This is a genomic window from Synechococcales cyanobacterium CNB (genome assembly GCA_030263455.1).
GTDB lineage: Bacteria > Planctomycetota > Phycisphaerae > Phycisphaerales > UBA1924 > CAADGN01.
The window spans coordinates 133381-155586 of the sequence record SZOZ01000009.1; the positions used below are offsets into that span (position 1 = coordinate 133381).

The window sequence follows — 22206 nt, forward strand, 5'->3', positions numbered from 1 at the left end:
GCGATGCCCGACGCGCCAGCGAACGCCGTCCCCGCGATCGACTACGTCGGCGTCGGCTTCGCATACCCGCGCCCGGTCGCGGGCGGCGACGGCGGCGCGGTCGAGGCCCTGCGCGACATCACCCTCCGCGTCGAACCCGGCGAGCGCCTCGGCATCCTCGGCCCCAACGGCGCTGGCAAGACCACGCTCATGCGCATCACGCTCGGCCTCCTGCCGTGCCAGCGCGGGACGGTGCGCATCTTCGGACGCACGCCCGAGCAGGCACGGCGCGAATGCCTCATCGGCTACGTGCCCCAGCGGAGCGACGCGGAGCTTGCCTTCCCGATCAGCGTGCGGCAGGCGGTCGAACTCGGGCCGGCGGGGAGGCTGACAGGCTTCGCGCGGCTCTCGGTCGAGGACCGGCGGCGCGTCGAGGAGTCCATGTCGCTGCTCGGCATCGCGGGCCTCGCCGAGCGGCCGGTCGGCAAACTCTCCGGCGGGCAGTTGCAGCGGACGCTCATCGCACGCGCGCTCGCCGTCGGCGCGCGAGTGCTGCTGCTTGACGAGCCGACCGTCGGCATCGACGTGACCGGCCAGCGCCGCTTCGCCGACCTGCTCACCAGCCTGCGCGACCGGCTCGGCGTCACCATCGTCGTCGTGAGCCACGACCTGCGCACGATCGCTGCCGCGAGCGACCGCGTCGCCTGCCTCAGCCGCACGCTGCACTCGCATGTCGCGCCAGAGGGGCTGACTCCCGCGGTGCTGGCCGAGGTCTTCCGGCACGACGTCGAGGGCGTTTTCGGCGAGGTGCATGTGGACGCCCACCCCGCCGCGGGCTGCGACGACCCCGCGCACCACCACCACGACCTCGACCACGCCAAGGGGGGGAGCGGGGCATGAGAACGCTCGAATACCTCTTCGGCGCGCCGGAACTCCGGGCCACCTTCTGGCCGCCGGTGCTGGTGGGACTGCTGGTCGGCACGCTCTGCTCGGCTCTCAGCGTGCCCGTCGTGCTCAAGCGCATGGCGTTCGTGGGGCAGGGCGTGAGCCACGCGGCCTTCGGGGGCGTGGGCGTGGCGCTCGCGCTCGGCATGGTTGCTGGGTGGGCGACGCAGGGCGCCGGCCTGCTCGCCGTCGTCACGCTCTTCTGCGTCGCCGCCGCGCTCGGCATCGCCTGGCTCAGCGACCGGCCCGGGGCGCGCACGGACACGGCCATCGGCATCGTACTCGCCGCGTCGATGGCGGTCGGATTCCTGCTCATCCGCGGCGTGGCGGGCAGGATGCGCGACGCGGGACTACCCCCCCCCCCGGGCGTCGAGTCCATCCTTTTCGGCTCGGTGCTGAACGTCGGCACCGCGGACGCCGTGCTGGCCGCCATCGTCACTGCGGGTGTTCTTGCCACGGCCTGGTGGTACCGCCGCCCGATGCTCTTCTGGGCGTTCGACGAGGGCGCGAGCGCAGCGTTCGGCGTGCCCTCGCACGCCATGCGATCCCTGCTGCTCATCGTTCTCGCGCTCGCCATCGTCGTCACCATGCGCCTCGCCGGCGTCGTGCTCGCCACCGCTCTCCTCGTTCTCCCCGGCGCGGCGGCGCTCGAACTGAGCGACCGCCTCCGCCCTGTCTACGCCATCGCGCTCGCCGTCGGTGTGCTGGGCGTCGCCGCCGGACTTGTGCTGAGTTTCGAGATGAACTGGCAGCCAGGCCCGAGCATCGTTCTTTCACTGACAGCGATGTTCGTCGCGGCCCGAGCCTGCTCGACCATCCTCGCCCGGCGCGCGACCCAACAGGAGAGACCCGCATGAAGGCCGAAACGATCCTCGCCGAGCTGAACCGGCTGCGCAAAGACCTCGACGAGGACCCGAGCGACGTCGAGTGGCTCACGCTGCACCATGTCTTCTGCTTCGTCTCCTACAAGATGGGCGAGTTCCAGAAGTACCTCGACGAGCAGGCCGCGCAGGGGGCGTTCGACGAGTTCGAGGATTGATCGTGTTGCGACGGTCCGGACCACCGTATGGAACCCTCTTTGGATACTCTCTCGCACGACCGTTTCCGCGCCGCACTGCGTGTCGTCGCGTTCCTGAACCTCGCTTACTTCGGCGTCGAGTTCGCGGTCGCCGTCTCCATCGGCTCCGTCTCGCTGTTCGCCGACAGCGTTGACTTCCTCGAAGACGCCGCCGTCAACTTTCTGATCCTCGCCGCACTCTCCTGGTCGCCCCGCAACCGTGCCCGCGTCGGCATGGCTCTCGCCTGCATTCTGCTCGTACCCGCGCTCGCCGCGCTCTGGACGGCGTGGCGCAAGATCGCGCACCCCGTGCCGCCCGCGCCGTACCCGCTGACTGCGACCGGCGGCGGCGCGCTGGCCGTGAACCTCTTCTGTGCATTCCTGCTCGCTCGGTTCCGCACCCACTCGGGCAGCCTCACCCGCGCGGCGTTTCTCTCGGCACGCAACGACGCTCTCGCCAACGTCGCGATCGTCGCCGCCGGACTTCTGACGCTCGTTCGCCCTTCCATCTGGCCGGACCTCGTTGTCGGCGTCGGCATCGTCGCCATCAACGCCGGGGCGGCCTGGGAGGTCTGGGGTGCGGCCAGACGCGAGTACCGCGACGCCACGCCGCACCAACCGCACCCGTGACCCAGGAACCCGCGACTTTTCTCTTGCGTAGGGAAATCGTCGGACGATAATGCCGACATCGCGGCCAGCGCCGACCCGGCCGAGGGCGTGAGAACCACTCCCCGAGGCGGCCGGACGACCCGCGACGACCGCAGGGCGAACGCCTTGCGGGCGGTGTGCCCCGGGCGACGGCCCGGGGGGGAGAAGCCCGGCGGCGGCGTGTGCAGCGCCGCGCGGCTGGGATGGCTCTTTCTGAAGGAGGTGATCCAGTGAAGCATGCCTGTACGCGAGGGCTGCCCCGCTAGAAGCGGGCAGACCGACGGGTTGCCCGCGGTGCAGCCCACAGCGACTCCTACGGAGTCCGAATCTCGGCCGCCGTCCCTTTCCGGGCGGCGGCCTTTTTCGTCCACCCGCTATCGTTTGCCTATGCCCGCCGAAGGCACGCCTCCCGACGCTTCGCTGCGCGACCGCGTCACCATTGACGACGTCCGCGCCGCCGCGGCCCGGCTGCACGGCGTGGCGCACCGCACGCCGGTGGTGTCGTCGCGCTCCATCGACTTCATCACGGGCACACTCGCCCGCTTCAAGTGCGAGAACCTCCAGCGCGTCGGCGCGTTCAAGTTCCGCGGCGCGTACAACGCCATCGCCTCGCTCAGCGACGACGCACGCCGCGCCGGCGTGCTCGCTTACTCCAGCGGCAACCACGCCCAGGCGGTCGCGCTCGCGGCGTCGCTGCTCGGCGCGCCCGCCGTCATCGTGATGCCCGAGAACGCCCCGCGCGTGAAACTCGCGGCGACGCGGGCGTACCTGGAGCGCGCGCCGAAGGGGAGCGAGGTCGTGCTCTACGACCCCGCGACGACGGTGCGCGAGGAACTCGGGGCGCGCCTGGCCGCCGAGCGCGGCATGACGGTCGTGCCTCCCTACGACCACCCCGCCGTCATCGCCGGCCAGGGAACCGCGGGGCTCGAACTCTGCGAGGACGCGGGGCCGATCGACGTGCTGCTCGTTCCGTGCGGCGGCGGGGGCTTGCTCTCGGGGTGTGCCGTCGCCACGCGGGCGGTGTGCCGCGCCTGCCGAATTATCGGCGTCGAGCCGGAACTCGCCGACGACGCCACCCGCAGTTTCCGCGACGGCGTGCTGCGCACCGTCCGCAACCCGCCGACGATCGCCGACGGCGCGCGCACCCCGTCCCTCGGCCGCCACACCTTCGCGCTCGTCACGCGCCACGTGGACGACATGATGACGGCGAGCGAAGGCGAGATCGCCCGTGCCGCATTGCTGGCCATGGAACGGCTGAAACTCGTCGTCGAACCGACCGGCGCGCTCGCCCTCGCGGGCCTCCTCCGCCTCGCCCGCGAGCAGCCCGACGAAGTTGCCGGCCGAACCGTCGGCGTCATCATCAGCGGCGGCAACCTCGACCTGTCAACGGTGCCCGAGCTGATCCGGCTGGCGGAGTCCTGAGTCCTGGGGCTTGAGTCTTGAGTCCTGAGGCGCCGGAAAGAACGTGGTGCAGATCGCTTCAAGACTCTGAACTCAAGACTCAGGACTCCTCTCTTTCCCCTCCACCGTCAGCCGTGCGGGGTGCCCGAACCAGGCGTTCGTGCCGCCCGGACCCGGGTATTTCTCGTCCAGGACGCGCGCCACGGCCGCCATGTCCGCGTCCGCCGCAACCCACCCGCCGGCGATGTCCGGGTAATCGACTCGGCAGTTGTCACACTTCTTGCCCGAGTCGAATCTGATGGGGCACCAGAAGCTCTCCACGTTGCGAAGCATCTCGCCGCCGAGCGACCACACGCCCGTCATCCAGTCGCAGTAGAGGCACCAGATGAGGTCGTGCCCCACAAGCCCACGGAACTTGTGGCGCGAGACGTTCACCCACTCCGACGCCCGGTACCTCGGCAGCCGCACCAGCCACGTCAGCGGCGGATACACGAAGTACTGCGCCACCCGGATCACCCAGAACACCGGCACCGCCCACGCCGTCCACCACACCGCCGCGTGGTTCCGCACGCGGCCGACCTTGCGGTTCAGCGTGTGGACGATGCGCGGCCCGCGCCGGGCCTCCGGGTGGGCGAGTTCGTGCAGCACGGTCCAGACCATGACCGCCGCGATCTGCCCCAGCACGCCCGCGAGCAGGCCCAGACCCGCGCCGAGCCACGGCGTCTCCGGCGAGAGCCTCGCCCCCGCGATCGGCCCCGCGATCAGGGGCGCGACCGTGAAGTACGTCACCACGATGTCCAGCAGCGGCGCGCGGCTGAGCGCGCCAGACAACGCACGCCCCCCCGGCCCCAGGCGCGGCACGAGGTGCAGCAGGCCCGCGCCGAAGAGCATCGCGGCGAGCGTCACGAGCAGGATGGTGAGCGATGGCGACATGCGCGCAGTCTACCCGGCGCGCCGCGGGCGCACGAAAAAGGGGCCGGCACGGGCCGACCCCTGTGAAGGACCAGGTTGACGAGGACGCTCAGCGGCGACGGCGGCCGAGCGCGAACACGCCGAGGCTCGCCAGGGCGAGCGAAGCAGGGGCGGGTACCGGGTTGGCCTGCAGGCCGTCGTTCACGACATAGTCGCCCGTGTAGACGATCGTCTTGACCGCGCCGATGTTGTTGAAGTTCCAGCCGAACCACATCAGCGCGCCGTTTCCGGGAGCGGAGTAGTTCTCTGTCGCCGAGCCGATCAGGCTCCCGCCGGCGTCGTAGAAGTCGAACACGATCGGCACGGTGGGGAACCCGAAGATGTCGGCCGCGCCCCAGTAGCCGCCGAAGTCGGTCACCGGTGTGCTGAAGTCGATCTTGACGGGCTGGGCGGGGAAGCCGGTGTTGATGCCCATGCCGTTCTGGCCGTCGCTCACCTGGGCGCCGCCGTAGTTCCCGAGCCCGAAGCCGTCGATGAACGGGCTGTAGACGACGAGGATGCCGCCCTGACCGGACCACGGCGACGAGACCATCGCGTTCCCGCCGAAGGTCGAGATCGGGCCGAACGCGTCCTCGTAGAAGTTGGGGTTCTGCGAGTAGGTCGGGAACCCTTCCCAAGTCTCGGACATCGCGCCCGAGAACGGGCCGATGGGAGTCTGCGCGGAAGCGACACCCGCCGCGCACACCATGACCAACGCAACTGTCTTCTTCATGACTGTCCCTCTCCGAGGCCCCACGGAACCAACGCCGATCGAGCTGGGCCTCATGCGCCCGAGCGGAGTGCCACTAGATTACCCGGGCCTAGGACACTCGTTCAAGACCGGAGCCGAAATCGGGTGCAACCTCTCGTTCGTGTTCTGTCAGTGCAATCCGAGCATCTCACTCACAATCGGCCCGTACGCCACGATCAGCCCCGCGAACACCACCGACACGATCGAAATCAGCTTGATCAGGATGTTCAGCGACGGCCCGGAAGTGTCCTTGAACGGGTCGCCGACCGTGTCGCCTACGACGGCCGCCTTGTGGTCGTCCGACCCCTTGCCGTACACGTAGGCGGACCCCTTGCCGTTGCGGCGGTAGTCCTCGGCCCGGGCCGGGTCGTCGAGGAACTTGTCGGCCGTGATGCGCCCGAACGACTCGATCAACTTCTTGGCGTTGTCCCACGCGCCGCCCGCGTTCGCCATGAACACGGCCACCGCGAAGCCCGACACCAGCCCACCCGCGAGCAGGCCCATCACGCCCGGCACGCCCAGCACCAGCCCGACCAGGATCGGCACGAAGATCGCCAGGATCGAAGGCAGGATCATCTCCTTCTGCGCACCCGCCGTCGAGATCGACACGCACTTGGCATACTCGGGGTACTGCACGCCCTCGAACTCGACTCGCTTGGGCCACTTCTCCGGGTTCGCCACATCGGCCTCGCTCATGCCCTGCTTGCGGAACGCCTCGCGCATCTTGCCGAACTGTCGGCGGCATTCGCCCATCATGGCGTAGGCGGCACGGCCCACCGCGTTCATCGTCAATGCGCAGAACAGGAACGCCAGCAGCACGCCCATGAAAAGCCCGCCGAGCGCCCGGGGGTTCGTCAGGCTCACGCCATAGAACTCGATGACGTCCTCGAGCGTGCCGTTCCGCGTCCCCACGACCTCGAACGCCAGCTCGTGCTCGTGGTCGCCGTGCCTCAGCGTCTTCGAGAGCACGAACCGTCGCGACGACTCGATCTTCGGCTCACCCTCGTCCTCGTGCCCGTAGCGCGACAACGCCCGCAGGTCGAAGACCGTCCCCTTGCTCACCGTCTCCCCGAAGTGCATGCCCGCCAGCTGGTCGCGGTCCACCAGCATCCCGCAATCGACGTAGGACTTCGCCCCGGCCGCCCCTGGTACCACGATCGCAAACCGCCCGTGCCCCGTGTAGACCGCGTGATCGCCCGACGCGGGCGCGGCATAGGACGATCGCGCAACGTAGGCCTCCGCCTGCCGCGTCAGCTGCACCTGCACGATCTGTACGTATGCGGCGAAGAGCGCCAGCGCGGTCAGCGCGGCCGATCCGATGGCGAACCCCTTGCCCGTCGCCGCCGTCGTGTTGCCCAACGAGTCCAGCATGTCCGTCCGTTCTCGCACGTGGGGCGGCTGGCCGGTCATTTCCGCATTGCCGCCCGCGTTGTCGGCGATCGGCCCGTAGGCGTCCGTCGCCAGGGTGATGCCGAGCGTCGCCAGCATACCCACCGCCGCGATCGACACGCCGTAGAGGCCCATCAGGAAACTCTCGCCCCCGCCCGCGAAGGTGAACGCCGCGATGATCGCGATCACGACCGTCAGGAGCGACGCCCACGTGGACTTCATGCCCTCGGCGATGCCGGCGATGATGACCGTCGCCGGCCCTGTCAGCGCCTGCGTCGAAATCCGCTTCGTCGGCGGATGCTCGTAGGAGGTGTAGTACTCCGTCGCGTAGGCGATCACGTTGCCCGCGACCAGACCCGCCGTGATCGACAGGCCGAGCCGCCACCACGCCGTCCCCGCCTCGGCCAGTTGCCCGCTCGACCCGCCCAGCAGCATGTAGAGCAGCCCGAACGCCGCCACGATGATGAGCGCGGACGCGACGTAGACGCCCTTGTGCAGACCCTTAAGCAGCTGCGCGAACGTCGCGTTCTCGGCCGTGCGCACCGTGAAGATGCCCAGCACCGAGCAAAGGATGCCCAGCCCGGCCAGCGCGAGCGGCGCGGCCGCCAGCTTGAAGGCCAACCCCTCCGCCCCGCCCCCGAGGTTCGGGATCGAGAACGCCGCGGCAGCCCCCAGCGCCATCGTCGCCAGGATCGAGCCGTAGTACGACTCGTAGAGGTCCGCGCCCATGCCCGCCACGTCGCCGACGTTGTCGCCCACGTTGTCCGCGATCGTCGCCGGGTTGCGGGCGTCGTCCTCAGGGATGCCCGCCTCGACCTTCCCCACGAGGTCCGCGCCCACGTCCGCGGCCTTGGTGTAGATGCCGCCGCCCACGCGGGCGAAGAGCGCCTGCGTGCTCGCCCCCATCGCGAAACTCAGCATGATCGTCGTCAGGTCCGCGATGCCGAAGTCCGTGAACATGTTGAGCACGAAGAACCAGAACGAAGCGTCCAGCAGCGCGAACCCGACCACGTTCAGGCCCATGACCGCGCCCGAGCGGAATGCCACTGTCAGCCCGTCGTTGAGCGACTCCTTGGCCGCGTTCGCCGTGCGGGCGCTCGCGTTCGTCGCCATCCTCATGCCGAACCACCCGCACACGCCCGAGAGCAGCCCGGCCACCGGCACGCCCAGCATCGACAGCGCGGGCTGAAGGTGCAACGCGGAGAGCAGCGCCAGGAACGCGACAAGGGCAACGAACACGACCGCGACGACCTTGTACTGGCGCACCAGGTACGCCATCGCGCCCTCGCGCACCGCCGCGGCGATCCGCACCATCTCGTCGTCACCCTCGGACCGCTTCATCACGCTCGCGGTGAACACGCGGGCCATCACCAGCGCGGCCAGCGCGGCGGCGGGTGCAAGGTAAAAAACCGGCGGGACGTTCTCAATCGCGGCCAGCGTGGGGAGCATCGACAGGCTCATCGGCGTGGTCTCCGGGTCTGCACTCTGACGGGTACCCCATGCCGCGACCGACCCGATCGCGGCCCCGCGCGACCGGCGGGGAACACAGGGGGCAAAGCATAGCCCCCACTAACGCGCCGGTGAACCCCACTCCGAGCCTGTCGGAAGACGCTCAGAACTCCGAGCCGCAGGGCTTCAGCCCGCGCTGCGGAACACCACCGGCTTCCCGGTCCCACAACCCCGGAAGAGCCAAAAACAAACACCCCCCGACAGAGCGGGGGGTTCGGTCATCGGTCGGGATCAGGCTGCGGGACCGGGTGGAGACTCAGCGGGGCGGGCGCGGGGGCCGGGCTGGCATCGTCTCGGTGCGGATGCGGCGGTTCACCGACTTCCGCATGGCCCGGCGACGACGCTCGGAGGGCTTCTCGTAGAACTCCTTGCGCTTGATGTCCTTCGTCAGCCCCTCTTTTTCGCAGAGCTTCTTGAAGCGCTTCATCATCTGCTCGACCGACTCGCCGCCGCGTGACTTGATCCTGATCGCCATACCTGCTCCGTCCTCTCGCCGGCCGAGGGCCTCCCGCCGGGGCCAAGAGTAAAGGAAGCCCGGGCCGACCGATCAAGGCCCCAATGTCCACTGGCAACCACATGACGATCGCGTGCCGAATGCCCTCTCAATCGGTGTCGCGCCGACCTTTCGGGCTTCAAGAGCGGTACCGGACGTTGCCGACCTGGCGCGCGCCAAGATCATGGCGACGCTGGATGAGCCGCCGGTCTTCGGCGTGATTCAGTACCACGCCAGCGCCACGGCCTTCCGCTGGGGCGACGGTTCCAAGGATGCCGACTTCGGGCGGCTGGTTCGTCGCGTGCTCGATTCCATCGGGCCTTTGCTGCCCAACACCGTGACCACGGCGGCGGTGGGCTTGCTGATCGACGTAGCCGCCGCCGACCGGCTCGGTCTCACTCCCGCCGTGGCCGCGAACCTTCGGCAGCGCGCCCACCTTGCCGGTGGGGATGAGGCGGCGGGGGTGGCGTGAAGGGCAAGGCATGGAACTACGGGGTGGTGTGCCCGTTGCTGTCCGTCGATGAGGCCGCCGCCCGCCTGGGCTGCGCTCCGATGGACCTGTGGCGTCTCATCCATGCGGGCGAGTGCCCCGGCCTGATCCACTTGGGCAGGCACTACATCGAAGCCGGGCGGCTGGATGACGTGCTGGAGGTGCTGACAAGGCCGGGCCTGCCCGCAACTTGACCGGCCAGCGGGGCAGGGATGATTGAGGCTTGACCGCAAGATAGGTGCTACCATAGCCGTACAGCACGACGCCAATCATGGCATCGCTATGGAGTACCTGCAATGGAAAGCAAGACGATGATTGCCGAGAGTTTCAAGGCTATTCAGACGTGCCTTGAGGCTTTGGAACCTCTGGACAGCACCCAGCGGGACTTTGCCCTGTCGATGATCTACAGGGGTCTCGGCATGTCCGAACCCGCAGGCAACGGCGGAGCGGAAAAGGGGGCCAAGAACAGCCGTACATCCGATGCAACGGACATCAAGTCGATGACCGCCAAAGACTTCCTCCGCGAGAAGAAGCCCCACACCGATCTTGAGCGGCTTATATGCTTGGCGTACTTCCTCACTCATGCCCGCGACACTCCCCACTTCAAGACCAAAGACATCACGGCGCTGAATACAGAGGCGGCAGGTGCGAAGTTCTCGAATGCTTCTGCAACCGCCCGTAATGCTGTTTCGCAGAGCGGCTTCCTGTCTCACGCTGGAGCCGGAAAGAAGCAACTCACTCCACTTGGCGAAGACGTGGTGAAAGCACTGCCCGACCGCGATGCTATGGCGCAGGCTATTGCGGATGCACCCAAACGCCGCAGACCACGCGGCAAGAGCAAGCCGGGCCGAAAGTCAAAGAGCGGCGCGTGAGGCTAACCCATGCTGCAACAAGTCCGCCAAGGGTTGACGGCTTCTCTGAATGACCAACTGGTTGATGAGATGCTGTCGGCACACCAAGAGGCCAAACGGAACTACTACTTGGGCGGTCTTCGGCTCAGTGCCGTGGAGGGTGGGCGGTTCTGCGAAGCCGCGTTCCGCTTGCTCCAACAGATTACCACCGGGTCGTTCGAGCCGCTGGGAACCCAACTGAACACTGACGGCCTGATCCGCACACTCAGCAACATCCCGAACGGCCAGCATCCCGACTCTGTGCGGCTCCACCTGCCCCGTGCTCTGCGGATGGTCTACGACATTCGGAACAAACGGGACAACGCACACCTTGCGGATGGCATCGACCCCAACCTACAGGATGCCGGGCTGGTAGTGGCGGTGTTGGACTGGGCGCTTGCCGAGTTCGTGCGGCTGTACCACTCGGTCCCCGCCAATGTTGCGCAGCGGACTGTTGACAGCATCGTTACGCGCGCTGCCCCCGCAATCGAGGACTTTGACGGGTTTCTGAAGGTGCTGCGAACCGACCTTGGGGCCAGTGACTTCGTGCTCTTGCTGCTCTATCAGCGCGGGCCGGAGGGAGCAAAGTACGCTGAACTGGAGTCCTGGGCACGTCCGTCGATGAGAAGAAACCTCAGCCGGACTCTGCGCGGGCTGGTGGACCACAAAGCCCTTGTCCACCGGGACGGTGAACGGTTCAGAATCACCCGAACAGGCCAACAGCATGTTGAGTCCAAGCGGCTGATGACACCATGACCATCGAACTTGTGATAGTGACCCGCCTCCCGCACCAGTGACCCATCGGTCCAATAAAAACGCCCCTGGCATCGTGCCAGAGGCGTTTTCAAGCGAGGCGGACGGGACTCGAACCCGCAACCACCGGATCGACAGTCCGGTACTCTAACCAATTGAGCTACCGCCCCAATCGTCGGCTTGTCGCCCCGCGGCCTGGCGGGCGGCGGGCCGAGCGGGCCTCTCCGGGCCGCTCGTCCGGGCCTTGGGGCCGGGGTACCGGAAACATACGCCATGCCGGGGGCCGGTCAAGTCTGCCTCGGGAGACCGGTGACCACGCGGCCTGTGGCGTGGCCTGAGAGTTCCTGGGCATCAGCCCTCTCACGGTTGCGGCTCGTTGCGGGTGTCGTGCGAACCGCTCCCTCACGATCGCGGCTCGTCGGGTCGGCGGCGTCGGGTCGCGTGAAGGCGTGCCGACTCACCGCCCCTGCTGCGGCAGCGTGATCCTGCCCGGCTCCTGGATCGAGATCGCGTCGCCCTTGGGGCTGAGTTTCGAGCCTTGGACGTAGACGAACGCGCACGCCGCGAGCAGCGCCAGCGTCGCCAGCACGGCCAGGGCGGTGTAGACATCGGGGCTTGCGCCGCGGTGGGCACGTCCGCCCGGCATCTGCATCCCGAACTGGCTCATGGGTCGCTCCTGGGAGATGAGGCGGAAGGCCGGAGGGAACCGGCCGAAGGTGCGTGGGCGGGATCGATCATCAGTAGAGTCGGCTCAGGACGAGGTCGCCTTCACGGACAGCGTCGCCGGCGAGCAGGTCCACCCGCGCCACCGAGTTGTTCAGGTCGGTCGTCACGACGACGAGGTTCGCCACGAACTGGTCGCGCCCGCGGCCGACGTAGAGCTTCATGTTCTCCGCCACGCGGTCGTTGGTGCCGACGTTCAGTTCGACGAGCGTCTGGCCGGTGGCGGGGTCCTTTCGGACCTTGGTGACGCGGCCGGTGATGAGCGCGCCCGTGGCCTCGTAGGGCTGGTCGGCCCGTCCGCCCGCGGTGAGCGTGCCCTGCTGGGCCGACTGGAGCGCGCGCTGCGTCGCCACGAGCTGCTCCTGCAGTGCGCGGGTGGTCTGCTCGTAGACCTGCCGCTGGCTTTCGAGGTCGTTCAGCCTGTCTTCGAGGCTGAGGGTCTCACGGCGCAAGCGCAGTTCGCTGGTGCGCAGCGCGGTCACCTCGGCCCGGTACGACTCGATGAGCGACGCCTGGGCCTTGATTGACTCGACGAAGTCCCCGATCTGGTTCTTCGTGGACTGGGCGTCTTCCTCCGCCTTGCGCTTGTCGGCGAGCAGGCGTGAGTTCTCGGTGAGCAGGTCGCGGATCTGCGAGCGCAGGTTCGCGTTGTCCGTGCTCAGCTGGTCGACCTGCCTGGTCAGCCGGTTCTGCATCTCGGAGAACTGGCTGGTCGCGGCGTCGCGTGCGGCGGCGGCCTCTGCGGCGCGGGCCAGCGCGTTGCGATAGTCCGCCTCGACGCGGTCCGCGTTGACGCTGTAGGTCATCGTCAGCGCGGCCAGCACCAGCGCCAGCACGGCGGCGAACACGACGAACACCTTGGTGAGAATGTGCACGGTCTGCTCCTCGGGCGTGTGTGCCCGCCTCTCGTGGCGGCGACCCCGCGACACGCCGCTCGGGCGCATCGGCGGGAGGTGGGTCCAGGCTCCTCTTCGCGTCCCGAGCCGCCGCGGCTGCCGATCCGCCGGCAGGGCGACCCCCCACGGGCCGGACGCGCGTCCCGTTTGATACCGGGCCGATCGTAGCCTGTCAATCGCGGACTGCCAGAACGCCCGTCACGCCGGCGGGGGCCCTCCTTCCGGGGTGGGGCCTTGCCGACCCTGTACTCACCGCCCTGCCGACCTGTCCGCGTACCGGAGCACTCCCGCTGCTGCCGCCACCCGAACCCGCTCCTCCGGGTCTCTGAGCAGGGCTTCAAGGCGAGCGGCGTTGTTCGGACCGGTCGTCTCGCCGAAGACCACGGCCGCCTGGGCACGCACCAGCGGGCTGGGATGGGCCGCGTACTCCTCGGCGATGAACGAGCCGTCGGTCTGGCCCAGTTTCGCCAGGGCACCCACCGCGGCAAGGCGGACCTCCGCGGGCATCTGGTTCCCGCGCTCGTCGCGGAAGACCGCGAGGTTCCGCAGGTCGGGGATCGAGGAGCGGTTGCCGACCTCCCCGAGAATCTGGGCGGCGAGCGCGGCGGTCTCCAAGTGCTCGGGTCGGGAAACGAAAAGTGCGGCGTGGAGGGGATGCAACTGCTCGTCGTCGCCCAGTTTGAGCATCGCCTCGGCGACTTGGAGGCGCATCAGGCGCACTTCCGCATCGCCGGCGCGGGGCATCGGGCGCGCCGCCGCCTCTCGAAGCAGCGGCAATGCTGACGGATCGCCCAACTCTCCGAGCGCCCAGACCGCGTGCGCCCGGACCGACGGCCTCGGATCGCCCAGCGCGAACGATGCCAGCGGCGTCGGATCCACTTCGCGCCCAAGGCGCCGCAGCGCGTAGATCGCCGAGGTCTGCACGCGCGGCGAGGGGTCCGAGAGAAGCGGCTCGACCGCCGAGGCGAGGCGCGTCAGCCGCGCCTTGCCGACGGCCATCGCCGCCACCGCGCGCACGCCCTCGTTCGAGTCGCGCAGCCCTGCGGCCGCGATCGGTTCGAGCCGCGCCGGGGCGATGACCAGTGCCTCGAGCACGTTCGCACGCACCTGCGGGTCGATATCCGACGACAACTCCGTCAGCGTCGCGATCGCCTGCTCGCGCAACCCCGTGATCCGCACCGGATCGGACGCTCGGTCGCTCCTCGCCGCCGTGCGAGGCTGCGTCGTCGGATTCTCGGCCTGCCGTCCCGATGAGCCGCACCCGCCCAGGATCAGCGTGGCGGCGATGGTCATGGCGAGCGTGGATCGTGTGTTCATGGTGGCAGCCTCGGAGGATCGGGTCGACGGGTTTGAACCGCTCCCTGACGGTCGCGGCTCGTTCCCTTGGGGACCGTGAGGATCGTCATACGCCGGTCCTTCCACCGGCGTTCAAGTCCGATGGATCATTGGTCGGCAGAGTCTGCCGACGGACTGGCGAAGTTTCGTCCCCTGCGGCCCCGAGTCGCCGTCCAGCCCAGCCCAGCGAGCGTCAGGGCCAACGACACCCAACCCGCCGCGTCGCCGACACGGGCGTAGATGGTCCCCCCCGCACCCAGCGGAAGGCTGACGACGAGCACCCCTTCGGAGTTCGACGGCATCTCGGCGAGCGGTTTGCCGCGGGGGTCGATCGCCGCCGAGATGCCCGTGTTCGCTGCCCGGACCATCGGCGTGCCGAGTTCGGCGCACCGCCATCGAGCGAGCCGCAGGTGTTCCGCGCGCCCCGAGTCGGCACGGCCGAACCAGCCCTCGTTCGTGAGTTGCACCATCAGGTCCGCCTGCCGCTCGCCGCCGGCGTAGACCAGCCTCCTGCAGACCCGCGCGACCGTCGCTTCGAAGCAGATCGGCGTCGCCGCCCGGACTTCGCCCCCCCCCGGCCGCGGCACGCGCAGCACAACCGACGCACGCCCCGGTGAGAGGTCGAAACTCATCCCCGACGCGCCCACGCCGATCCGCAGCATCGTCCGTTCCAGCCAGGGCCACGCCGAGATGTACGGCATGACCTCGCCGAAGGGCGTCAGGTGCAGCTTGTCGTAGCGCTGGGGCGTGACGCGCCCCTCGTGCAGCACGAACGCGCTGTTGTAGTGCCGCTGGTAACTCGGTCGCACGCCCTCTTCGTCCGCCTCGATGCGCAGCCCCTCGTACCCGTCCGCGCCGACGAGCATTGGTACGCCGATCGCCGCCTGCCAGACCAGCAGCGTGTCGTACGCCGCCATCGAGGGAACGACGAGCCATTCGCCGCTGTCAACGGCCCGTTCGATGCGCGTCGGCTCCTCGTCGCCGTCCAGGCCGCGCCACATGATGCGCTCCCACTCCGGCGGATCTGGCCGGCGTTCCTCGCGCCACACGATGCGGGCGGCACGCTCCGCCCACGCATCCTCGTCCGCGAGGGACTCGCCCGGGAACATCGTCTCGGGCCAGACGATGAGGTCCGGCCCTTCGCGGGCCGCTTCGATGGTCATGGCGATGAACGAGTCGAGGTCGGTCAGCCGCTGGAGCGGCGGCCACGTGCCCCGCACGCTCTGCGGCACGTTCGTCTGCACCACGGCGACGCGGTACTCCCCCCCCCGCTCCGGCCCGGGTGCCAGCCCGCACGCGCTCCACAGCGCGATCGCAACGACGATCATCCCGACTGTCAACGAGTGGCGAGTCCCCACCGAGCCGCGACCGTCAGGGAGCGGTCCCCCGCCCCTCCCGCGCGCCCCCGCCGCCCACGCGCCGACCGCGCATCCCACCGCCGACACGAGCAAGGATGCCCAGTACGCGCCAGCCGCCGACGCCACTGCCGGACCGAACGGTGCGTCGAGGAGCGGGTGCCCGACGAGGTACCACGGGTATCCGTGCCAGACGATCTCGCCGCGCAGGAACTCGACGCCGACCCATGCCACCGCCGCCCACACACCAACCACCCGCGGCCACGCCCTCGCCCCGCGCCCGACCGCCCATACGAACAGCCACTGTTGCAGCGAAAGGTACGCGATGAGAAGCGGCAAGCCCGCGATCGCCACGCCGGCGATCCACCGCTGCTCGAACGCCCAGAACGCCGAGGCGCCCAGGGCGGCCCAGAACCCGGCCCTTCCCGGCCGATCGGCACGCAACGCTACCCACACCAGCGGCGCGGGGGCGAGCAGCGCGGCGGGCCAGATGTCCACCGGCGAGAACGCCGCCACCATCAGCGCGGCGTGCAGCAGCCCCAGCGCGAACGCGACGCGCCGCCGAAGGGGGGGGTGGCAGGGCGGCGCGTTCGACCGCTGATTCGCTCGCGTGCGCGTCACTTGCCGGCGTAGTCGATGACCCGGGCGATCTCGCTCCGAAGGTCGTGCCGCGACACCACCCGGTCGATGATCCCCGACTTGAGCAGGAACTCGCTCCGCTGGAAGCCCGGGGGCAGTTCCTGGCGGATCGTCTGCTGGATCACCCGCGGCCCGGCAAACCCGATCAGCGCGTTCGGCTCGGCCAGGATCACGTCCCCCAGCATCGCGAACGACGCCGTCACGCCACCCGTCGTCGGGTCCGTCAGCACGCTGATGAACAGCCCTCCGGCCCGGTCGAGCCGCGCGAGCGCGGCGCTCGTCTTGGCCATCTGCATCAGCGAAAGGCCCGACTCCTGCATCCGCGCACCGCCCGAGCAGCTCACGATCACCAGTGGCAGGTTCCGGTCCGTCGCCGTCTCGATCGACCGCGTCACGATCTCGCCCACCACGCTCCCCATCGACCCCATCATGAAGGTCAGGTCCAGGCAGCAGAGCATCGCCTGCCGGCCCTTCACGAAGGCGACGCCGGCGAGGGCCGCGTCCGTCTGCCCCGTCCGCAACTGCTCCGAGCGCAGACGCTCCGAGTACGCCTTCAGGTCGCGGAATCCGAGCGGGTCGCCCGGTGCAAGGTCAGTGAACATCGGCTGAAACGAGCCGGGGTCGGCCAGTTGCGCGACGCGCTCCGTCGCGCTGATCCGGAAGTGGTGCGAGCACTCGGGGCAGACGTGCAGGTTCGCCTCCATCTGCCGGCGGTAGACCATCTGCGCGCACCCGGGGCAGCGCATCCACAGCCCCTCGGGGATCGCGGCACGCCGCTGCGGCCGAACGTCGCTCCAACTGCGGTTCGCCAGCTGTGTCATGGCCCTGCTTCCTTCCAGATGCGCCTGCGGCGCGCGGGCGGTCGTGTCAACTTCCGGCGCGGGCGCGCTCGACGCCCGCTCTCAGTTCATCCCGGCGCGCCGAACGCCATTCGACCGCCGGCGCCTCGTCCATCATCGCCCACAGCCTCGAGGGAGGCACCTTCTGCAGCGCGCTGCGCACCAGCGCGTGCGCCATCGGCCGGAGCACCACGCTCGTGGCACCCTTCGCCTTGGCCAGTCCGCGCGACAACGCACCGATGATGCGCTCCTCGGCCTCCGCGAGCGACTCGCCCCCTGGAGGCGTCACGCTCGTTGGGTCGTCCTTCCACTGGCGGTACGCCGTGGGGTATTTCTCCTCGACTTCGCTCGCCAACATGCCTTCCCACAGGCCAAGCCCGATCTCGGCCAGATCGTCGAGTTCTCGGACCTTCGCGCCGGTCCGCTCCGCCAAGGCCTTGGCCGTCTCGACGCTCGCTTCGTCCGGTCCGCAGAGGACGACAGAGACCGTCTCGCCGTTGACGGCAGATACCGATTCTTTCACGTCCCGCCGACCCTCCAGCGAGAGCGGGAGGTCGCACGTGCCGCAGAGACGACCCGCAGCCTCCCATTCGGTGGCGCCGGTCCGGACCAGCAACAGCCTGATGTCGGTGGATTTGGCCATAGGCCCGTGTCGTGCCCCGGCGGCGTATCCCGGCCGCTGCTCCGCCCCCGCGACTCTCCGGCTGCGCCGGGTCCGGGGTTCGAGGCCGCTCAGTGTAGCATCGGTACCCCGTGTCGGTTGACAATCAACAATTGTCCAGGTGTTTACCCTTGACTCAAGCCGACTTCTGCTCGTCAGCGTGACCCGCGTAGGGCAACAATCACAGGAGTTCGCTGTGCCTCCGGCACGCCGAAGACGGCCGACGCCGCCACGAGCACGTCGCACCCCGCCTCCCGCACCCCCGCCGCGTTGCCCGGTCCGATTCCGCCGTCCATTTCCAGTCGCTGATCCGGGCGAAGGCAGGCCGAGATCACCCGTGTCTTGTCCAGCACCGCACCGATGAACGCCTGCCCGCTGAAGCCGGGATTGACGCTCATCACCAGCACGAGGTCGAACGCCGCCACTTCCGGCAGCACGGCCTCAGCCGGGGTGGCCGGGTTGACTGCCACGCCCGCCGTCGCGCCCAGCGAGCGCACACGCTCCGCCAGCCGCACGCACGCTTCCAACCCGATCGCCTCGACGTGGAACGTCATGTGGTTCGCGCCCGCCTCGACGAACGGCCCGACGAACCGCTCCGGCTCCTCCACCATCAGGTGGACGTCGAGGAACGCCCCAGGCAAGGCGCGCCGAAGCGAAGCGCACAGCGCCGGCCCCATCGTCAGGTTCGGCACGAAGTGCCCGTCCATCACGTCCAGGTGCAGCAGGTCCGCGCCCGACGCCAGCACACCGCGGCACTCCTCCCCCATCCGCGCGAAGTCCGCTGACAGGATCGACGGGGCGATCAACGGCAGGCGCGGCGGTCGCGTGAACAGGTCGGCCACGGGCGGACTCTACCCTCTACCCTCCCCACATGCCCGACCTGCACGCTCTCCGCCACCGACTCGAACGCGCCGGCCAGCAGCACCTGCTCTACTTCCACGACCGCCTGTCGCCCGACGCTCGGCGCGCACTCCTCGCCCAGATCGAGGCGATCGACCTTGACGCCGTTCCCGTGCTGGTGCGCGACTACGTGCTCGGCACGCCACCCATCGACCTGCCGGCGGACATCGAGCCGGCCCCGTACTACCCCAACGACCCGGCATCGCCCGTGCGGACCTGGGACCGAACGGCGTATCGGGCCGCGGGGGAGGCGTTGCTCCGCGCGGGCAAGGTCGCCTGCTTCACGGTCGCCGGCGGCCAGGGCACCCGCCTCGGCTACGACGGCCCCAAGGGCTGCTACCCGGCGGGCGCGGTCACCGGCAAGCCGCTCTTCCAGTTCTTCGCCGAGGGCATCCGGAAAACGGGCGAGAAGTACGGCGTGCCCCCGCCCTGGTACGTGATGACCAGCCCGCTCAACCACGACGCCACAGTCGCGTTCTTCGAGGAGAGAGGCTACTTCGGCCTCCGTCGCGACGCCGTGATGTTCTTCCCGCAGGGCACGAGGCCCAGTTTCGACCTGCACACCGGGCGCATCCTGCTCGCGGCGCCGGGCGAGATCGCCACGAACCCTGACGGTCACGGCGGGTCACTTCGTGCGCTGAAGGTCTCCGGCTCGCTCGACGACATGCGCCGGCGCGGCGTCGAGCACCTCAGTTACTTCCAAGTGGACAACCCCATCGTCCGCGTCACCGATCCCGTCTTCCTGGGCCTGCACGCCACTGCCCCTGACTCCTCAGCCGAGATGTCGAGCAAGATGCTCGCGAAGGCCTACCCGGAGGAAAAACTCGGGGTGTTCTGCGTCGCCGGAGGGCGGCTGCGGATCATCGAGTATTCCGACCTGCCGATAGAGCGCCAGCGCGAACGCCTCCCCGACGGCAGGCTCCGTTTCCTCGCGGGCAGCCCCGCCATCCACGTCCTGAGCGTCGAGTTCGTCGAGCGGCTGAACTCCGATCCCGCGTTCGCCCTGCCCTGGCACCGGGCGGAGAAGAAAGTGCCGTGCATCGACCCCGACACCGGCGAGCGCGTCGAGCCGCGCGAGCCGAACGGCGTGAAACTCGAGCGATTCGTCTTCGACGCCCTGCCGCTCGCCCGCGCATCCATCGTGTACGAGGCGGATCGCGTGGAGGAGTTCGCGCCGATCAAGAATGCCGAGGGTGTGGACAGCCCCCGAACCAGCCGCGAGATCCAAACGCTGCGCGCCGCCCGCTGGCTCGAAGCGGCGGGGGTGAAGGTACCGTGGCGCGAAGAGCGGCTGACCGACGGGACCACCCGCCGCGTGCCGGACTGCACGATCGAACTCAGCCCGTTGACGGCCCTGGAACGAGATGACCTCCTTCATGGCCGGGGCATCCTCATCATCGAGCCTGGTAGCAGCCTCGTTGTGTGAATAGCGCCGCGGCCGTCGCTGCTTCGTCGTCCCGCCACTTGCCCGCTTCTCATCTACGACGGTCGTGCGAACTCTCAACCACACGCTGTCCCTCGCGGTTGCAGACGACGGTTGTGACCCCGATCAAGCCTGCGAGTCAGTGCCTTTGCGCTTGCACGACCGCGAGCGTGCCGATGGCATAGCTTGCCTTGCGATTCCCGAACACTATCGCAAGTGCTTATGAAAACAGTGTTTACAGCAGCCACCGGGGATGAGCGTTCTCGCATCCGCTCCTTCTCGCGACGACACACGCCGCTCTGACGTCATCCTGCAGCGACTTCTCGCGTGCACCTGAGAGGATTTCCGGGTGGAGCGGGCCAATAGTTGTCCGCGTCAGGTCGCGGCCTGGGGAGAGACGTTCCGAACACAGGCACGCGAAAACTCACTTCTCGTTCGGCCTTTTTTCGGAGTTTAATCCATGAGAAAACAGAGCATCTCTCGGTGGGTCTGCGCCGCGGCGGCCTCCGTCGCCCTCGTCGGCGCTCTGGGCATCGTCGGTTGCGAGCAGACCGGCTCCTCCGGCATGCACAGGGATTCGGAAACCTGGCAGCGTGCGCAGAAGACCGGCGCGTCCCCGCACGCTGCCGGCTTCTCCCACGGCATGGGCCGCAACGTCGCCGGACAGGAGGCCGCACGCCCCGCGCCCGAGCCTCGGGCCGAGCAGCCCCGCCCTGCACCTGCACCGCGCACCGGCTCGGTCATCGCGGCCTACCCGACGGGCCACACCCGCACGCCGCAGCTCCTCGTCGAGAAGTTCGCCCCGGCGCAGGTCGCCCTGGGCGAGGAGTTCACCTACGAGTACCGCCTGACGAACAACACCGACTCGACCATCGAGGACATCGTGCTCACCGAGCAGATGTCGCCCAACTTCAAGTTCGCGTCCTCTGACCCCGCTCCCACGGGCCAGGGCCAGTGGACCATCGACCGCCTCGCCCCCGGTGAGTCGCGCACCATCCGCATCCGAGGCAGCGCATCGAACGCCCAGACCATCGCAGCCTGCGCCGACGTCCGCTACAAGGTGCCGCTCTGCAGCGAGACCCAGGTTGTCCAGCCCGCGCTGCAACTCGCGCTGGTCGGCCCCTCGACCGTCCTCCTCTGCGATGCGTACAACCTCGAGGTCACCGTCCGCAACACCGGCACGGGCGTCGCCCAGAACGTGACCGTTGACGTTGCCCTGCCGCGCGGCGTGACCACGCTCGACGGCCGCACGTCCGTCACTCTCTCCGCCGGCGACCTCGCCGCCGGGCAGGCCAAGGCCCAGACCATCCAGGTCAAGGCGGCCTCGACGGGCACCTACTCGGCGAGCGCGAAGGCCAAGGGCGGCGCCCTGACCGCCGACGCCGCGCCGGTCGAGACCAAGGTCGTCGCGCCGAAACTGACCATCGCCTGCGAGTCGCCCGAGCGCCGTTTCGTCGGCCGCCCGGTTGACTTCGCCGTCACCGTCAGCAACACCGGCGACGCGCCGGCGACGAACACCGTCGTCACGCAGACCATCCCCGCAGGCGTCACCATCGGCAGCATCTCCGACGGCGGTGCGGTCCGAGACGGCCGGATCGTCTGGAACCTCGGCACGCTCGCCCCGAACGCCTCGCGCAAACTGACCGTCAACACGACCGCGGCCTCCATCGGCTCCGTGACGGCCAACGCCAGCGCTGTCGCCGACTGCGCCGACCCCGTCTCCTGCCCGACCACCACTGCGGTCGAGGGCATCCCGGCCCTGCTGCTCGAAGGCAACGACAACCCCGACCCCGTCGAGGTCGGGAACACCACGACCTACACGCTCATCGTGACCAACCAGGGTTCGGCCGCGCTCACCGGCGTCAAGCTCGTCTGCACGATGGACGAGGGCGACACCATGGAGTTCGTCAGCGCGTCCGGCGAGGGCGGCGTCACCGGCACCGCCCAGGGCCGCAACATCACCTTCCCCGCGATCGCCCGCCTCGAAGCCGGCCGTGCGGCGACCTACCGCGTCGTGATCCGCGCCAAGAACCCGGGGCAGGTCTCGTTCCGGGCCGAGGCGACCAGCAACGAGATCACACGGCCGCTCCTCAAGGTCGAGACGACCAACTTCTACCGCTGATTCTCGACCGACAACAATGACAGCAACGAATGCGGGGCGCACTCACCGGGGTGCGCC

The 22206-nt window shown here is 69.0% G+C and carries 22 protein-coding genes and 1 tRNA gene; 11 read left to right on the top strand and 12 right to left on the bottom strand.

The window, feature by feature from the left end; all coding sequences use genetic code 11:
- Window positions 1-3 precede the first annotated feature (3 nt).
- From FBT69_10300 to FBT69_10320, 5 genes are all read left to right on the top strand, one after another.
- On the top strand, window positions 4-879 hold the full coding sequence (locus FBT69_10300; protein MDL1905184.1) for a metal ABC transporter ATP-binding protein: 876 nt from the start codon (window positions 4-6) through the stop codon (window positions 877-879).
- Window positions 876-1781, top strand: coding sequence for a metal ABC transporter permease (locus FBT69_10305; GenBank protein ID MDL1905185.1), 906 nt, complete (start codon window positions 876-878; stop codon window positions 1779-1781). Before FBT69_10300 ends, FBT69_10305 begins: the two co-directional genes overlap by 4 nt.
- Complete coding sequence (locus FBT69_10310; protein MDL1905186.1) at window positions 1778-1963, top strand: hypothetical protein; 186 nt, start codon at window positions 1778-1780, stop codon at window positions 1961-1963. The genes FBT69_10305 and FBT69_10310 overlap by 4 nt, the downstream gene beginning before the upstream one ends.
- Window positions 1964-1990: 27 nt before the next feature.
- Window positions 1991-2611 carry a cation transporter gene (locus FBT69_10315; protein ID MDL1905187.1) on the top strand — a complete coding sequence of 207 codons (621 nt, stop codon included), beginning with the start codon at window positions 1991-1993 and terminating at the stop codon, window positions 2609-2611.
- A gap of 405 nt (window positions 2612-3016) precedes the next feature.
- Window positions 3017-4051: a threo-3-hydroxy-L-aspartate ammonia-lyase gene (locus tag FBT69_10320; GenBank protein ID MDL1905188.1), complete on the top strand. Its 1035-nt coding sequence runs from the start codon at window positions 3017-3019 to the stop codon at window positions 4049-4051.
- Between the two features lie 72 nt (window positions 4052-4123).
- Here FBT69_10320 and FBT69_10325 read toward each other — a convergent pair whose 3' ends face one another.
- The 4 genes from FBT69_10325 to rpsU form a co-directional block, all read right to left on the bottom strand.
- Window positions 4124-4963, bottom strand: a complete 840-nt coding sequence (locus tag FBT69_10325; GenBank protein ID MDL1905189.1) for a hypothetical protein — start codon at window positions 4961-4963, stop codon at window positions 4124-4126.
- An 88-nt stretch (window positions 4964-5051) separates the two neighbouring features.
- Window positions 5052-5714, bottom strand: coding sequence for a PEP-CTERM sorting domain-containing protein (locus FBT69_10330; protein MDL1905190.1), 663 nt, complete (start codon window positions 5712-5714; stop codon window positions 5052-5054).
- 147 nt (window positions 5715-5861) lie between these two features.
- A complete protein-coding gene (locus tag FBT69_10335; GenBank protein MDL1905191.1) occupies window positions 5862-8570 on the bottom strand; it encodes a sodium-translocating pyrophosphatase in 2709 nt (902 codons plus the stop codon).
- Between the two features lie 316 nt (window positions 8571-8886).
- On the bottom strand, window positions 8887-9105 hold the full coding sequence (gene rpsU, locus FBT69_10340) for a 30S ribosomal protein S21 (protein ID MDL1905192.1): 219 nt from the start codon (window positions 9103-9105) through the stop codon (window positions 8887-8889).
- A 112-nt stretch (window positions 9106-9217) separates the two neighbouring features.
- Here rpsU and FBT69_10345 point away from each other — a divergent pair, with 112 nt between their 5' ends.
- The 4 genes from FBT69_10345 to FBT69_10360 all read left to right on the top strand — a co-directional run bounded on the left by FBT69_10345 (window position 9218) and on the right by FBT69_10360 (window position 11259).
- Window positions 9218-9595 (top strand): hypothetical protein, encoded by a 378-nt coding sequence (locus FBT69_10345; GenBank protein ID MDL1905193.1) that lies wholly within the window; start codon window positions 9218-9220, stop codon window positions 9593-9595.
- Window positions 9592-9807, top strand: coding sequence for a helix-turn-helix domain-containing protein (locus FBT69_10350; protein MDL1905194.1), 216 nt, complete (start codon window positions 9592-9594; stop codon window positions 9805-9807). Before FBT69_10345 ends, FBT69_10350 begins: the two co-directional genes overlap by 4 nt.
- Window positions 9808-9909: 102 nt before the next feature.
- Complete coding sequence (locus FBT69_10355; GenBank protein MDL1905195.1) at window positions 9910-10485, top strand: hypothetical protein; 576 nt, start codon at window positions 9910-9912, stop codon at window positions 10483-10485.
- Between the two features lie 9 nt (window positions 10486-10494).
- Window positions 10495-11259, top strand: coding sequence for a hypothetical protein (locus FBT69_10360; protein ID MDL1905196.1), 765 nt, complete (start codon window positions 10495-10497; stop codon window positions 11257-11259).
- 93 nt (window positions 11260-11352) lie between these two features.
- Here FBT69_10360 and FBT69_10365 read toward each other — a convergent pair.
- From FBT69_10365 to rpe, 8 genes are all read right to left on the bottom strand, one after another.
- Window positions 11353-11426 (bottom strand) — tRNA-Asp (locus FBT69_10365).
- Between the two features lie 287 nt (window positions 11427-11713).
- Window positions 11714-11923: a hypothetical protein gene (locus tag FBT69_10370; protein ID MDL1905197.1), complete on the bottom strand. Its 210-nt coding sequence runs from the start codon at window positions 11921-11923 to the stop codon at window positions 11714-11716.
- Window positions 11924-11993: 70 nt separating this feature from the next.
- On the bottom strand, window positions 11994-12854 hold the full coding sequence (locus FBT69_10375) for a hypothetical protein (protein MDL1905198.1): 861 nt from the start codon (window positions 12852-12854) through the stop codon (window positions 11994-11996).
- Window positions 12855-13124: 270 nt separating this feature from the next.
- Window positions 13125-14192 (bottom strand): HEAT repeat domain-containing protein, encoded by a 1068-nt coding sequence (locus tag FBT69_10380; protein ID MDL1905199.1) that lies wholly within the window; start codon window positions 14190-14192, stop codon window positions 13125-13127.
- 125 nt (window positions 14193-14317) lie between these two features.
- Entirely contained in the window at window positions 14318-16186 is a 1869-nt protein-coding gene (locus FBT69_10385) for an apolipoprotein N-acyltransferase (GenBank protein MDL1905200.1), read from the bottom strand.
- Window positions 16183-17025 carry an acetyl-CoA carboxylase carboxyltransferase subunit beta gene (locus tag FBT69_10390; protein ID MDL1905201.1) on the bottom strand — a complete coding sequence of 281 codons (843 nt, stop codon included), beginning with the start codon at window positions 17023-17025 and terminating at the stop codon, window positions 16183-16185. Before FBT69_10390 ends, FBT69_10385 begins: the two co-directional genes overlap by 4 nt.
- 46 nt (window positions 17026-17071) lie before the next feature.
- Entirely contained in the window at window positions 17072-17686 is a 615-nt protein-coding gene (locus FBT69_10395; GenBank protein MDL1905202.1) for a histidine phosphatase family protein, read from the bottom strand.
- A 173-nt stretch (window positions 17687-17859) separates the two neighbouring features.
- Window positions 17860-18516 (bottom strand): ribulose-phosphate 3-epimerase, encoded by a 657-nt coding sequence (gene rpe / locus FBT69_10400; protein ID MDL1905203.1) that lies wholly within the window; start codon window positions 18514-18516, stop codon window positions 17860-17862.
- Window positions 18517-18575: 59 nt separating this feature from the next.
- Here rpe and FBT69_10405 point away from each other — a divergent pair, with 59 nt between their 5' ends.
- Together FBT69_10405 and FBT69_10410 are read left to right on the top strand one after the other, a co-directional pair.
- Window positions 18576-20030, top strand: a complete 1455-nt coding sequence (locus tag FBT69_10405; protein ID MDL1905204.1) for a UDPGP type 1 family protein — start codon at window positions 18576-18578, stop codon at window positions 20028-20030.
- 457 nt (window positions 20031-20487) lie between these two features.
- Window positions 20488-22149, top strand: a complete 1662-nt coding sequence (locus FBT69_10410) for a DUF11 domain-containing protein (protein MDL1905205.1) — start codon at window positions 20488-20490, stop codon at window positions 22147-22149.
- Window positions 22150-22206 lie beyond the last annotated feature (57 nt).